Genomic DNA, 13,365 nt, shown 5'->3' with positions numbered 1-13,365 from the left:
TGGCAATTGGCAACGATTATTCATCGTCATCATCATCAAAATCATCGTGATCATCGTCAAAATCAGCTTCGATGTCACCGTTCGCAGGACGGAGATTCAAGCGATGCAGCAAGCGCACCGCCAAAGCCCAGCCAGCTTCTGAAAAGTGCATGGTTTGTTTATCGTGGCTGGTGGCCAACAATTCGAGCATCGCCCGATATTGGGGTGGCAAGCTAAATTCGATTGGCAAGCTGTAGCTGCCGTCGTCATTAACGCTGCTATCGATTTCAATATCGGCATCGTAGGTGGCGTGAGCATAGCCCAATAACACGCCAGCATCTTCGCTCAGGGTCGCTAATTGAGCGCTATCATTTGGCAAGCGCTCAATCCGAAAATAATCGCCGCCAGTGCGCGAACGACGACGGCGGGCAACCCGATGTTCTTCAAAGGCTACAAACAAGCGCGAGCCGTTGGCTTGGGCTTCGACAGCTTGCCATGTCAACGTTTCACCATCAAAGCGAAACCATTGATCGCGTGCTCCGGTCTCGATTTGTAGCAAATTGCCTGGTGCTTGCACATTGGGCATTTCTGGCAGGCGATCGATTTTATCTTTGAGCGTGACAACCCGATAATTGCGGGTACGCAAACGGGCAATCAAGCCCAAGCCACGCGCCGATGTGAGGGTAAACGAGTGGCCATTGACCGTGCCCTCGCCGCGCAAAATCGGAATCATCGCCGTATCGGCAATTAAAAAGGTATTGACGCTCACTTCTTCAAGATCTGGCCGACGAACCATCTAGGAATCCTCCTGAATTCGGTTGAGATACGGTGCTGCGTAGGCGTGGCACATGGCAACGGCAAGAGCATCGGCGGCATCATCGGGCTTGGGAATATGATCCAAATTGAGGGTCATTTGCACCAGATGTTGCATCTGCTGTTTGTCGGCGTTGCCATATCCGACCACGGCCTGTTTCACAGACAACGGTTTGTATTCAAAAATTGGCAGTTTGGCTTGGCGCAACGCAAGCAAGGCCACGCCCCGCGCATGGCTTACGGCCATGGCAGTTGTCACATTTTTGGCAAAAAAGAGTTCTTCAACTGCCGCAACCACAGGTCGATACTCGGCCAAAACATGGGCTAAATCATTGTAAATGGTCACTAAGCGATCAGGCAATGGCTGTTTGGCTGGTGTGGTAAAAGCACCGTAGGCAATCATCGCCAAATCGCTGCCATCAGCCTCAATAATGCCCCAGCCCATAATTGCTGTGCCTGGGTCAATCCCGATAATTCGCATTGTGCTTCCTCAATGATGTTGCTGCTTGCATTATAACGGTTTTCGCTATTCAGCCCGTCCGCGTCCTGTATCGCCATAGCCAGTCAATTCAACATAGCCAAAGCCAGTCGCATTGCCGCTAATTGCCACCGAGCCTTCCCAATAGCGAATTGTCAGCGGCATTTCTTGGTTGGCAACTTGGGGCGTAATGCTCAATTCTAGTTGTTCGCTAGGCAGGCTCAAACGCCATTGGCCTGGATACTGAATGCCTTGCGGGCTTTGCCATTGCTTGGTTACTTCGAGGGTTAGCTCGCTTTGAGCAATTTTGCGCGTCGAGCCATCGGCCAATGTCAACATTCCGCCAGATAAATGGTTGATTGAGCCATCTTGATTGCGAATATTGAAGTAGGTTAGTTCGCGTTGGTCATCAAGCTGGATTGCAAACCAATCCCAGCCAACCGCTTGACCTTCGAGCGCCCCCGAACCCCATTCGTGATCCATCCATGCTTTGCCAGTTACCGCAATTTCGCGACCATCAATCATCAGCGTGCCGCTGGTGGTCATGTTGGTTAGCGAATAATAATACGAAGCATTGCCCAGCTCAGCGCCTTTTTGGCTTAGGCCACGATCGCCTTGCAAGGTTGGGGTTTTGCTTGATTCAAGTTTGAGGTTCAGCGCAATTGGTGCTTGCTGCGCTGTGAGTTGCATGGTCATGCCTTCGGGGCCGCTGCCAACTGCCTGCCAATCTTCAACAAACACTTTGAAGGGATCGCCAGTTGCATTGGCGAGTTGGGGGTTGCCACGCATAAAGCGTTCGAAGGCATAAAAGCGTTGATTGGCCACATCGGTTAATCCTAAGTGAGCCATATAAATGTCGCTGGTTGCCAAACTCGCCGTGCGACTAATCACCTGATCGGTGGCGGCTGAGCGAAAAAAGGTCAGTTGAAAGCCAAAACGCTGGCCATCAGCACTGACCAAATTGCCAGTGTAATACCACCATTCGGTGCGATAGCCAGCATGCAGGCCATGATCGGCAGGAAACTGAAATGGCCGTGGCTCGGTTGCGCGCACATAATCGCCCTGATTGGCTTGGCTCAACATCCCAACGGCGCTGATCGAAGTTTGAATTTCGGTTTGGCTTGGTTGCAACAGCCACCAAGCACCACCAGCAAGCAAGGCTACAATCAGCAATGAACCTATAATCAAACGTATTCGCATACGACGTTACTCCTTGAAAACAGCAACGCATCCAGTGCAATGCTGGATGCGTTACATAGCAATCGTATCACGAAATGAGCTTAAGCGAATAGCCAAATCAGGCCGGCAACCACCAAACTAAGCAAGCCAAAGAGTACAAAAATGCGCCGTTGAACGCGTGCAACACCACTAAAATCAAATGGCACTTGATAGTCGTTGGTTGCTGGCAGTTGTTGCAACAACATTGGCCAAAGCTTAGCGATGTTTGCCCAGCGCAGCGGATTGATAATCACAATTGTATCGCGCAGATCTTCGCTGGCTAAACGCCGCAGCTGTGGCTCGGGCAAATTGGCATAAGGCTGGCGCAAAATGAGATAAGGCAATGCTAGCCCGGCGATGCTCTGCAACGTGCCAACTCCTGCAACCTGCTCCCAATCAATCGTCACGGTATGGCCTGATTGCTTGATGATCAAGTTGGTTGCGCTGATGCTGAGCCGCTGATTAAGCCCCCGCCCAAGCCAAATCAGGATGCCGACTAAAAATAAGAGGCCAATCCCAAGTTTTACGCCTGGCTCAGTTAAGGCTTGTACGATCAGCATAATCAGCAGTACGCTAGCCAATACAATAAAGCCGATGGTTGACCACCAAAAACGCGGGCGAATAGTTATCAAAGCTGGTTGCATCATCTAATCCTAGCCCCAAAGAATAAGTAGTGGAATCATAATTGGAATTATAATCAGTGAAAAGAAAAACACTCGTTTCATATAGTCCGAAAAACTAACCGTAAAAGGGACAATCAAATTATTATCTGATGCCGATTGCATATTTTGTTCTGCCAAATGCTTAATTTGCTGATGATTATTCCATTCTTGCAATATTAATGTACGCCGATGATATGGTTTAGGAATAATCGAAGGAAAAAGCGAATCCAACAAATCTACATCACGCTCAAAAAAGATATATTCGATTGGCCGATTGGATAGAATAAAATAGTGGAGATTTGAAATTTCATGCCATTTTGCAGTTTTAGTAGCATTAAACAAGCGTTTAACCGTAATCCCTTGCTCATCAACGATTAGTTTTCGATAGTATTCGCTCAATGAAAAATAAGCATACAACACAGACATAACAATAAACATTATTGGGAATTTTCGCAGATTAAACATTATTTTATAGAAGATAATCATAATAATCACTAGAACAAACCAGCCTAATGTGATTAACATTGTCTTTTTAAGCTTAGCTGCCCTAAATATCATCGATTGCATAAATCCCTTACCTAAATCTGAATATTAAATTGAACCCGAACTTGGTCAGCTGGTTGCTGTTCGAGCTGCTGCTTGATCAATTCAAGCAATTCTGCACTACGCTCCCAGCAATCAAGGTACATCACGCGATAGGCATGATTATCATTTGTCAGTTGGTTAATCAGTTGCTCGGCCAACAATTGGTTGGCTTGCTGCACGACCAAATATGGCCGTGGTTCGTGATCATGCTCAGTATAATTGATATAGGCAACCTCATTCCAGCCAACCAGCGTGCGCTGTGGCATTCGATACATATCGAGACCTTGCTCGCTCACAATAATTCGTTCACGCGATTTCCAGAAGAGATTGATTAATAGCAAAATCAAGCCCAAATTAACCACATATAATTCAATTTTTGCTGGCTCGCGAATCAACCATAAGCCAAACGCTACCAATAAAAATCCACCAATCAAGCCAAAATTTGGCAGTAATAAATGGTCACTACGCTTAAAAATAGGTGTTTGCATAGTTAACCTATAATCCATATTTGAAGAGATAAAGAATAGCCATAATTAGCACACTAAATCCAAGAATATATCTATTTAAATCATTATAATAGATAAACGTTTTATAATCTTTTTTGATTGCAGGTATTACAGCATATGAATCGTTGATTTGAGGCAAATGTTGATAGATTGCTTCAACAAGTGCTTGTTGTTTGTGCCAGCCTTCGAGTGTAATGCTCCGTTGCTGGTGTTCAGGTGCTATTTCTTTTAAGCTCACTTTTGGAAAGCCCTTAATTGGTTGGCGAAGAATAATATAGGGCACTAGCTTAAACACTTGGTATTTTGCCACACCCAATGATTCGATTTGATTCCACGCGATAAAAGCTCGTTGCCAACCACGGCGAATAAATAATCCTTCGTTTGTAATCCGTAAAACTGAGATTGCATTCACAAGACTTGGTACGAAATGCGCTACGATAAAAAGCAATAAGAATAACATTGAATAGTCAAAATTATTTATTAAATAGATCATACTTAGAATAAAAATCGCTATATTTGTAATTCCATACAGTCGATATGCTGAGAAGAATTTCAGATCATATGTTTTATTTGAATTATCAGGGACGAGCATCGTAATTTCTTTCCTCATAGACAGTATTTGCTGCAATCTAACATTAATTCACAAATATAGTTACTTAAAACAACAATAGAATTGTCACTGTTGTTATAATAACGCTAATAAACATAAAAATGAGGGCAAGCTTGGTGGTCGCAGTCTCTCGGGTGCTGGTAAATGGCACAAACAGCTGATTTTCCGAGTTTTGGGCTGGTAGCTGCTGCTTAATTAATTCCTGCACACTGCTTGCTTGATCCCACAGATTAAGAATTAAGGTTGTTGCTTGATTTGCTTTTGGTACATCGGCATACTCTAATGGTTCAACCAGCGGAATTGGTTTACGCAAGACGAGATATTGAACTTCTCGCTTGCCAAGCTTAACGTGTTGCTGCCCAAGAATATCGGACCAATCAATTTGAATCGGCTGGCGGAAGATTCGCCGAATAACTAGGCCATCTTGATCAATCAGTAATCGCGTCGTTAAGCCATTAATTTGGCTTAGGATGAGAATAATGCATGAGCCAAGCACAAATAGACTGCTATAAATATTTGTCGCTAGCCAAACTCCCAGTAAGATAATCGCAACTATCAAAACAAACAGCTTTGTTTTATACTTTGCTAATTTGAATACATGCTCTTCCACAGATTTCCTCACTAAAATTTGAATAGCTGATTGTGATGCTTTTTGTCAAATCAATCGCTAGCCATTACGTAGGTAGATCTTTCAAAGTTACAAGCTTTAGCGAAATGTATTTAAGATGAACAGTGCGCTTGCAATGCCTAGCGGAATGAGCAATGGTAAGGCTTTGCGCAAATTACTCTCAACTGTAAATGGCACAAACAGCTGATCAGCTGGGCTTTTGGCTGGTAAATGTTGCTCGATTAATGACAACAAACGCGTTGGTTGCTCCCAAGCCTCAAGAATAAAAACATTCGCCTGAAATTCTTTTGGTATAAAAATCGGCCTAATTGAGGGTATGGATTTACGCAAGAGAAGATAGCGGATCTCACGCTGACCAAGCTTGAAATAGTGTTGTTCAAGGATGTCGTCCCACGTAATGCGTACATCGTCACGCAATAAGCGCCGAATAATCAGACCATCCTGATCAACAATCAATTTGATGCTTAACTCATAGATTGTGCTAGGCAAACTGACGAGAATCAGTAGCGTAAAGATCCAATTCAGATCGAAATTACTATAGATTAACATAATAAGCATTAGTATTTTAACCAAACCGATGACGATGATTATTCGATAGTTACTCACTTTAAATGTAGCTGAATTCAATTTAGTGCTCCTATTTCAAGATTAAATAAACAAAAATCGATATACCGATGAGCAACAAGTAGCGATAAAAAATTTGATATGAATGAAATGCTTGTAGGCTTTTTGAGAAATCTGGAATGACCTGCAATTGTTGATTGGTCGCATTCAGGCTTGCGTGCAAAGCTTTGGCGATTATCTCTGAATTGGCCCAGCCTTCCAAAGTTAATGTTCGTTGCTGTTGTTCTGGGGTTAGTTCTTTGATTTTTACTCGGGGTAAGCCTTTAACCGGCTCATACAAGACGATATATGGGAGATTGATGCGTTTACCAACGACACCGATGCCGAATGCTTCGATTTGCTCCCAGTTAATTGCAAAATATTGCCAGCCCCGGCGCATGACCAAGCCTCTGGCACTAATATCGAGATACGAAATGCTATTGACTAAAAACTGAATAAAGACAATTGGATACGTGATTATATTTAAGCGAATAATCCAATCACGTTGTAGCCATGGAGCAGTTACAATCATCAAAATGAGCAGCAGCAGATAGATAGCTACCAATCCAACTTGGAGGCGATGGTAGGGTGGGCGTAAACGTTGTTTGAACGATGCTGATTGCATAAGTTCTCTCTCAGTACTCAGCAGAATCGCGATTAGGTACGTTGGCAATGCAACAAAGTTGCGGCAGCAACCGTGCATGGCTGCTGCCGTAGGCGAATGAGCTTAAATGCCTTGGCCTAGAATAGTATCGATCATAGGGCCAAGCTCTTCAGTGGTAATTCCACCTTCGTACTTGTTGACGATCGTGCCATCTTTGCCCAGCAAGAACAACCATGGCTCGCTTTGCAAGCGCCATTCGCTCATTGCTGGCACCAACAACGGCGGATTAGCTTGGACTGATTCGCTAAATGGGAATTTATACACTTCAACGTGGATGAAGTTCATTTTATCGCCATAGGTTTTTTGCAAACTGCCCAAAACCGTGACGCTTGGGCCACAGGTAGCAGTTTTGCAAAAGCCTGGTGTGCCAAACAAGATGGCGGTTGGTTTGCCGCTCTTAATCGCATCGGCAACGCTCAATTGATATAAGGCTGGGTTTGGCTTGGGATCAGAGCTAATTTGGCTGAGATCGGGGTTGGTTTTTACGGTTGGAGTATCAACCGCAATCGCCTTGCTGCCAATCGCTGGCGTTGGATCTTGGGCGAGCACTGAAAGCCGCAAGGTGCTGACGGTTGGGGTTTGGCCCGGCAAGGTTGCCTCGACTTCAACGCCCCAATCACCAGCTTTTTTAAAATCGGGGTAAGTTACATAAATGCCTGCTGGCAAGCCTTGGCCAAAATATTCGGCGCTGCCTTCGCCTGCAACTTGGGTTTTCTCAGCATCGGTGCCATCAAGATAGTATAAGCGCAGTTTTACTTGCACCTTGGGATCGTTGATTGGCGAGCCATCGACGATCAAGCCAATTGGCAAGCGATTGGGGCCGACCACCAAATTGGAGGCCGCCAACACTGCTTGGACGCGGCTCTTGGCCACGGGGGTTGCGGTTGGAGTTGCTGCGCCACAGCCCACCAAGCCAAAAATAATCACACCATATAAAACACGCCACCAACGCTGCATACTTGTGCTCCTCATACGGATTAATAGGTTATAGCTGCCAGCCAAAAATACTGACAATATTCACTCTAGCACAGATTCAATCGAAGGCTATCAGTTACGCAACCGACCAAGCGCTCAGCCAACCAAGGGCTATGCTACAATCGGGCTACGATTGCGATGCCCTAGCAAGGAGGCTGTGATGTCGCTGTATTTTAACCCCGATCATGAGATGTTTCGCCAAACCATCCGCCGTTTTGTCGAACGTGAAATCAACCCCTTTGTTGAGCAATGGGAGCATGAACGCTGTTTCCCAGGCCATGCACTCTTCAAAAAATTAGGCGAATTGGGCGCGTTGGGTGTTTCGTACCCTGAAGCCTATGGCGGCGCAGGCCTCGATTATTGGTATAACGTGGTTTTGGCCGAGGAAGTTGGCCGCGCCGATTGTGGCGGCGTGCCAATGGCCATCTTGGTGCATACCGATATGGCCACGCCAGCCTTGGCCGAATTTGGCAGCGACGATCTGCGCCAGCGTTTTTTGGCTCCCGCGATTCGTGGTGAATTGATCGCCGCCGTCGCCATCTCCGAGCCTGATGCTGGCTCCGATGTCGCGTCGATTCGCACCCGCGCCGTGCGTGATGGTGACGAATATGTGATCAACGGCAGCAAAATGTGGATTACCAATGGCACCCAAGCCGATTTCATTACCTTGTTGGCGCGCACCAGCGATGAAGCAGGTTTCAAAGGCATGTCGTTGATTATTGTGCCAACCAACACGCCGGGCTTTCATGTCTCGAAAAAGTTAGAGAAATTGGGCAATCATTCCAGCGACACCGCCCTGTTAGCCTTCGATGACCTACGCGTGCCGATTGCCAATCGAATTGGCGAAGAAGGCCAAGGCTTTGGGCTGCAAATGCAGCAATTTCAAAAAGAGCGCCTGATTGGCTCGGTTTCGGCGGTTGCGGGGATGGAGAAAATCGTTGCAATGACGATTAATTATTGCCGCGAGCGCCAAACCTTTGGCAAAGCCTTGATTGAAAACCAGTATATTCATTTTCGCTTGGCCGAGTTGTTGAGCGAGATTGAAGCCCTGCGTCAACTTAATTATCATTGCACCCGTTTGTTGATCGCAGGCCACGACATTACCAAAGAAGTTTCGATGGCCAAGCTCAAGGCTGGGCGTTTGGTGCGCGAAGTGGCCGATAGTTGCTTGCAATTCCACGGCGGTATGGGCTATGTTGAGGAATATCCGCTGGCGCGCTATTTTCGTGATTCGCGCTTGCTCTCAATCGGTGGCGGTGCTGATGAAATTATGCTGGGGATTATTGCCAAATATGCAGGAATGGTCGGCAAGCGTCGCTAATTGAGCGGAGGAATATCCCCTCACCCCAACCCCTCTCCCGTGTGCGGGCGAGGGGCTTTAAACCGTGGTTCTTGCGCAATGCGTCGGTAAAAACGATGCTCCCCCTCGCCCGCGTTTTCGTGGGAGAGGGGGTTGGGGGGTTGGGGGGTTGGGGGGTGAGGGAATGCTCCACTGCCGACCAATCGCTCAAAACCTACCCTTGTAAGGAGGGGGTGAGGGAACGCCTATCAATCTTGTTGTTCGACCAACATTGGCACACGAATGATGATTTGGGTGCCTTCGCCTGCAGATGAACGAATTTCAAACGAGCCGCCAGCGAGGGTTGCGCGCTCGCCCATATTCAACAAGCCAAACGAGCCACGTTCTTCATACGAGGTTGTGATGCTTTGCAGATCAAAGCCGATGCCACTATCGCGCACAACTGCGGTCAGCATGTTGCGCTCGCTATCTTGAAATAGTTCGATCCAGACCATCGAGGCTTTGGCATGCTTGCGAGCATTATTCACTGCTTCTTGAATGATCATAAAGGTTGCGGCGGCGGTTTGTGGAGCCAAGCGGCCAATGAAATTGCCTGGCGTAAACCGCACTTGCATGCCCGAAGGGTCGCGGAATTTGCTAGCATATTCGTGTAAGGTTGCAATCAGGCCTTGGGTTTCGAGGCCCAGCGGGCGTAGCTCAAACAACAGGGTGCGCAACTCTTGATAGGTTTTTTTGACCAACGATGCTAACGAATTTAGCTCATCTTCAACCCGCTCGGGCATTGCGTGCATCAATTTTTTGATGAACTCAATGTTCATCGAAATCGCCGCGATCGATTGAGTTGGGCCGTCGTGCAAATCGCGGTTGATTTGGTGGCGCACTTCTTCTTCTTTGCGAATCAAGCGATCGCGTTCTTCTTTGAGTTTGGTATACAGATTGGCGTTTTCAATCGAGATTGCCGCTTGGTTGGCCAGCATCGAAAGCGTGCGTAAATCGTGCTCGGTAAACGGGCCATTGCGCTTGTTGACGGCCTGAATCACGCCGACGGTGCGCTCGCGCGAACGCACGGGCACAGTCAGAATATTGCGGGTTTGGTGCGAAATATCGCTATCGACTTGGCGATAGAAACGGGCATCGTTCTGCGGATCATCGACGATCAAGCCTTGGCCGTGGGTCACAACCCAACCAGCAAAGCCTTGGTCGATTGGCATGCGATAGGAGCGTAATTCTTGGTTGTTGCTCGATGGCGTTTCAAAATACAGTTCTTGATGCACATCATCAACCAACAGCAACGAGGCGCTTTCGCTATCGACAATTTGGGTAACTTTTTCAATAATCGTGCGCAACAGGCTGCGCAAATCGATGTCGCTGGCAATCGATTGGCTCACTTGATAGAGCAAATTCATCTCATCAAGCTCGCTACGGGTGGTGTTGAGCAAGGCCACCCGATCGGCAGCTCCGCCAGCAACGCCGACCAAAAGTAGCGCCAATTCGCCCTCGTTTTCTGGTGATACACGGTCGGCTGCGACGATTAAGTGTAATAGGCCAACCTCTGCATCGCCAGAACGCAACGTTAATTCGACCAAGGCTAGCTCATCGTTAATCCCATAGACCCCTAAATCCTGCTCGCCGCCATTGGTGCGCTCAAACACCGATCGCGCCTGCTCAATCATCTCATGGCCATCGGCGGGCAATTCGCCATGCTCCAACGAAAACGGCGCATTCATCGGATCGATATAGAGCAATGCGCCCGCTTGGGCTGGCCAAAATTCAATTAAGCGTTGCAAAAACGATTCAAGCAATGCTTGGGGATTTTGGTAGGCCGTTGCGGTGAGCAACTGACTAAATGTTTGCCAGCGTTGAGCATCGAGAGTTATTGATGGCATTAGCGAGCCTCCTTGCAGTATCAACTCAATCTACCCTAGCCGTGCAACAGCGTCAAGCCTTGAGCATGGATGATTTGGATTAGCAATTGTGAGCAACCCAAACTCAATCAACTAATCGTTATGTTGATTAACTGTGGATGCTCAAGTGCGCAACCCAAACATTATTTCCAAAACAGATAGCGCGCGCCGATGATAAATAGGAACGCCCCATAGAACTTTTTCATGGTTGCCGATGAAATTGGCGCAGCAATTTTGGCCCCAAAATAGGTTCCGAGCAACAAGCCAATGGCAATGATGATCGATGCTCGCCAATCCAAATTGCCTTCTTTATAGTAAACAAACGCGCCTAGCAAGCCAACAGGCAAGATCTGTGCGCCAATTGAGGTGCCAGTGGCAAACTTTTGGTCGAGCGCCAGCAACAAGACCATGGCCGGAACCATAATTGCGCCGCCGCCAATTCCGAACATTCCGCCAGCCACGCCAGCGACCAAGCCAATTAGTAGCAGATTGATAATCATGCCAACACTTAGGGTAATCACGCGCTTTTGCTCCTTTGGTTGCTGATCCATTGATTCCTCCATTGACAGCTTGACGCTATAATAGCGCAAACCGACGACTAACTTAGCACCGAATAGGAATCTACTTTGGAATTATTATATGGACGAAATGCAGTTTTAGAGGCGTTGCGCGCTAATCGCCGCAAATTGGGCCGTTTGCTAATTGCCGATGGCATCAAAGAAGGCGAATCGATGCAGGCGATTAATGTGGTTGCTCGCGAACGGCGGATTCAAGTTGCCAAAGTGCAGCGCGGCGAGCTTGATAAACGCACGGCGGGCGCGAATCACCAAGGAATTGCGCTTGAATGTGGGCCGTATCCGTATGTTGAGGTTGATGATATTATCGAGCTGGCCCGTGAGCGCGGCGAGCAACCGCTAATTTTGATTTTCGACCACTTGCAAGACCCGCAAAATATTGGCACGCTGATGCGCACTGCCGAAATTGTCGGCGCGCATGGCATCATCTTCCCCGATCGGCGCTCGGCCAGCATTACGCCAGCAGTGATTAATGCCTCGGCTGGGGCGGTTGAACATTTGTATGTCGCTCAAATTACCAATATTTCCCAAACCATCAAGCATCTGCAAGACTACAATATTTGGGTTGCAGGCGTTGAGGACGATGAGCGGGCGGTCGATTTTGATCGGGCGAATTTGCGCGGAGCCTTGGCCCTGGTGATTGGTGCGGAAGGCCCGGGCTTGGCCCGCTTGACCCGTGAGCGCTGCGATTTGTTGTTGCGGTTGCCAATGCGCGGCAAAGTGGCCTCGCTCAATGCCGCCACCGCAGGCTCGATTATTCTTTATCACGCTTGGCGCGTGAGGGCGCAGTAGAACATAGAACATAGAGCATAGAACATAGAACATGGATTAGCAACTATCCCTCACCCCCCAGCCCCCTCTCCCACGAAAACGCGGGCGAGGGGGAGCAGCCGTTTTTACCAACGCCGTGCGATAGAACCACGGGATTAAAGCCCCTCGCCCGCCACGTGGGCGAGGGGTTGGGGGTGAGGGGATCTGGCCTTGGTTAACCTGATGAACCAGTACAGCTCTGGGCTAGCGGAACATTTTAAAGGATTCCTGCGATCTGCATCTTATAGCCAAAAGCCTATAGCCTTATCCTTCGTGCGCTTCGTGTCCTTCGTGGATCAAAAATCAAAAGCCAAAAGCCAATAGCCAAGATATAGCTCGTGGAGAACCCCATGCTACGCAACAACGAACTCTGGATCGCGATTGCCATCGCGGTAACATCAACGATCATCGCGCGGTTGCCAGTGCTGCATTGGCTGGTCTATCCGTTTGAGTTGTTCAACACTTTTGTGCATGAGCTTGGTCATGGCTTTGCCACCTTGTTAACTGGTGGCAAATTCGATCGTTTCGAGGTGTATGCGAATGGCGAGGGCGTGGCTTGGACGGCGGGCGGCATTCGCTGGATTGTGGCGAGCGCTGGTTATTTAAGCAGTGCCTTGGTTGGCGGAGCTTTGCTGATTCTGTCGGCGCGAGGCATTAGCGCCAATCGGGTGACATTAATTATTGGGATTGCACTGTTTGTGTTGTGTGGCTTGTTTGTGCGTAATCTGTTTGGGATTTTGGTGGGCGTGCTGCTGGCCGGAGCGTTTATTGCTGCCAGTTACAAATTGGCTTTGCATTTGAATGAATGGCTGTTGCTGATTTTGGGTGTGCAGACGATCTTAAATGCGCTCGATAGCTTGTGGGATTTGCTGCGGCTCTCATCCTACCGCCGCCACGTAACCAGCGATGCCTTAATTATGCAGCAAGCGACAGGCGTGCCAGCGATTTTATGGGCCTTGGTTTGGAGCGGCATCGCGCTGTTAATTTTGTGGCAAGCCATCCGATTTGCATACTTCCGTGACATTTAGCCCATTCAAGCAGCGCCAGATGTGATA

The 13,365-nt window shown here is 48.0% G+C and carries 16 protein-coding genes; 3 read left to right on the top strand and 13 right to left on the bottom strand.

The window, feature by feature from the left end; all coding sequences use genetic code 11:
- Positions 1–16: 16 nt before the first annotated feature.
- The 11 genes from ACFMKP_RS13935 to ACFMKP_RS13885 form a co-directional block, all read right to left on the bottom strand.
- Positions 17–775: a hypothetical protein gene (locus ACFMKP_RS13935; protein WP_382292571.1), complete on the bottom strand. Its 759-nt coding sequence runs from the start codon at positions 773–775 to the stop codon at positions 17–19.
- Positions 776–1,273 carry a crossover junction endodeoxyribonuclease RuvC gene (gene ruvC, locus ACFMKP_RS13930; RefSeq protein ID WP_382292570.1) on the bottom strand — a complete coding sequence of 166 codons (498 nt, stop codon included), beginning with the start codon at positions 1,271–1,273 and terminating at the stop codon, positions 776–778.
- A 45-nt stretch (positions 1,274–1,318) separates the two neighbouring features.
- Positions 1,319–2,470 (bottom strand): lipocalin-like domain-containing protein, encoded by a 1,152-nt coding sequence (locus ACFMKP_RS13925; protein ID WP_382292569.1) that lies wholly within the window; start codon positions 2,468–2,470, stop codon positions 1,319–1,321.
- 80 nt (positions 2,471–2,550) lie between these two features.
- Positions 2,551–3,135 (bottom strand): hypothetical protein, encoded by a 585-nt coding sequence (locus ACFMKP_RS13920; RefSeq protein WP_382292568.1) that lies wholly within the window; start codon positions 3,133–3,135, stop codon positions 2,551–2,553.
- 6 nt (positions 3,136–3,141) lie between these two features.
- On the bottom strand, positions 3,142–3,576 hold the full coding sequence (locus tag ACFMKP_RS13915; RefSeq protein WP_382292567.1) for a hypothetical protein: 435 nt from the start codon (positions 3,574–3,576) through the stop codon (positions 3,142–3,144).
- A 152-nt stretch (positions 3,577–3,728) separates the two neighbouring features.
- Positions 3,729–4,223: a hypothetical protein gene (locus ACFMKP_RS13910; protein WP_382292566.1), complete on the bottom strand. Its 495-nt coding sequence runs from the start codon at positions 4,221–4,223 to the stop codon at positions 3,729–3,731.
- Positions 4,224–4,230: 7 nt separating this feature from the next.
- Positions 4,231–4,833: a hypothetical protein gene (locus tag ACFMKP_RS13905; protein ID WP_382292565.1), complete on the bottom strand. Its 603-nt coding sequence runs from the start codon at positions 4,831–4,833 to the stop codon at positions 4,231–4,233.
- A gap of 64 nt (positions 4,834–4,897) precedes the next feature.
- Positions 4,898–5,461: a hypothetical protein gene (locus ACFMKP_RS13900; RefSeq protein WP_382292564.1), complete on the bottom strand. Its 564-nt coding sequence runs from the start codon at positions 5,459–5,461 to the stop codon at positions 4,898–4,900.
- Positions 5,462–5,557: 96 nt separating this feature from the next.
- Complete coding sequence (locus ACFMKP_RS13895; protein WP_382292563.1) at positions 5,558–6,037, bottom strand: hypothetical protein; 480 nt, start codon at positions 6,035–6,037, stop codon at positions 5,558–5,560.
- A 79-nt stretch (positions 6,038–6,116) separates the two neighbouring features.
- A complete protein-coding gene (locus tag ACFMKP_RS13890) occupies positions 6,117–6,707 on the bottom strand; it encodes a hypothetical protein (RefSeq protein ID WP_382292562.1) in 591 nt (196 codons plus the stop codon).
- A 102-nt stretch (positions 6,708–6,809) separates the two neighbouring features.
- On the bottom strand, positions 6,810–7,703 hold the full coding sequence (locus ACFMKP_RS13885) for a thioredoxin family protein (protein ID WP_382292561.1): 894 nt from the start codon (positions 7,701–7,703) through the stop codon (positions 6,810–6,812).
- Between the two features lie 184 nt (positions 7,704–7,887).
- Here ACFMKP_RS13885 and ACFMKP_RS13880 point away from each other — a divergent pair, with 184 nt between their 5' ends.
- On the top strand, positions 7,888–9,042 hold the full coding sequence (locus ACFMKP_RS13880; protein WP_382292659.1) for an acyl-CoA dehydrogenase family protein: 1,155 nt from the start codon (positions 7,888–7,890) through the stop codon (positions 9,040–9,042).
- A gap of 227 nt (positions 9,043–9,269) precedes the next feature.
- Here ACFMKP_RS13880 and ACFMKP_RS13875 read toward each other — a convergent pair whose 3' ends face one another.
- Both ACFMKP_RS13875 and ACFMKP_RS13870 read right to left on the bottom strand, forming a co-directional pair.
- Positions 9,270–10,907, bottom strand: coding sequence for a GAF domain-containing protein (locus ACFMKP_RS13875; RefSeq protein ID WP_382292560.1), 1,638 nt, complete (start codon positions 10,905–10,907; stop codon positions 9,270–9,272).
- A 161-nt stretch (positions 10,908–11,068) separates the two neighbouring features.
- The gene (locus ACFMKP_RS13870; protein WP_204755670.1) at positions 11,069–11,476 is read right to left on the bottom strand and encodes a sulfite exporter TauE/SafE family protein; all 408 of its coding nucleotides are present in this window, start codon (positions 11,474–11,476) and stop codon (positions 11,069–11,071) included.
- A 75-nt stretch (positions 11,477–11,551) separates the two neighbouring features.
- Here ACFMKP_RS13870 and rlmB point away from each other — a divergent pair, with 75 nt between their 5' ends.
- Positions 11,552–12,292 carry a 23S rRNA (guanosine(2251)-2'-O)-methyltransferase RlmB gene (rlmB, locus tag ACFMKP_RS13865; protein ID WP_382292559.1) on the top strand — a complete coding sequence of 247 codons (741 nt, stop codon included), beginning with the start codon at positions 11,552–11,554 and terminating at the stop codon, positions 12,290–12,292.
- A 368-nt stretch (positions 12,293–12,660) separates the two neighbouring features.
- Entirely contained in the window at positions 12,661–13,338 is a 678-nt protein-coding gene (locus ACFMKP_RS13860; protein ID WP_204755672.1) for a M50 family metallopeptidase, read from the top strand.
- Positions 13,339–13,365 lie beyond the last annotated feature (27 nt).

It is taken from the genome of Herpetosiphon sp. NSE202, from assembly GCF_042688385.1.
Taxonomy (GTDB): Bacteria; Chloroflexota; Chloroflexia; order Chloroflexales; family Herpetosiphonaceae; genus Herpetosiphon.
This window is presented reverse-complemented; position numbering and strand designations above follow the sequence as displayed.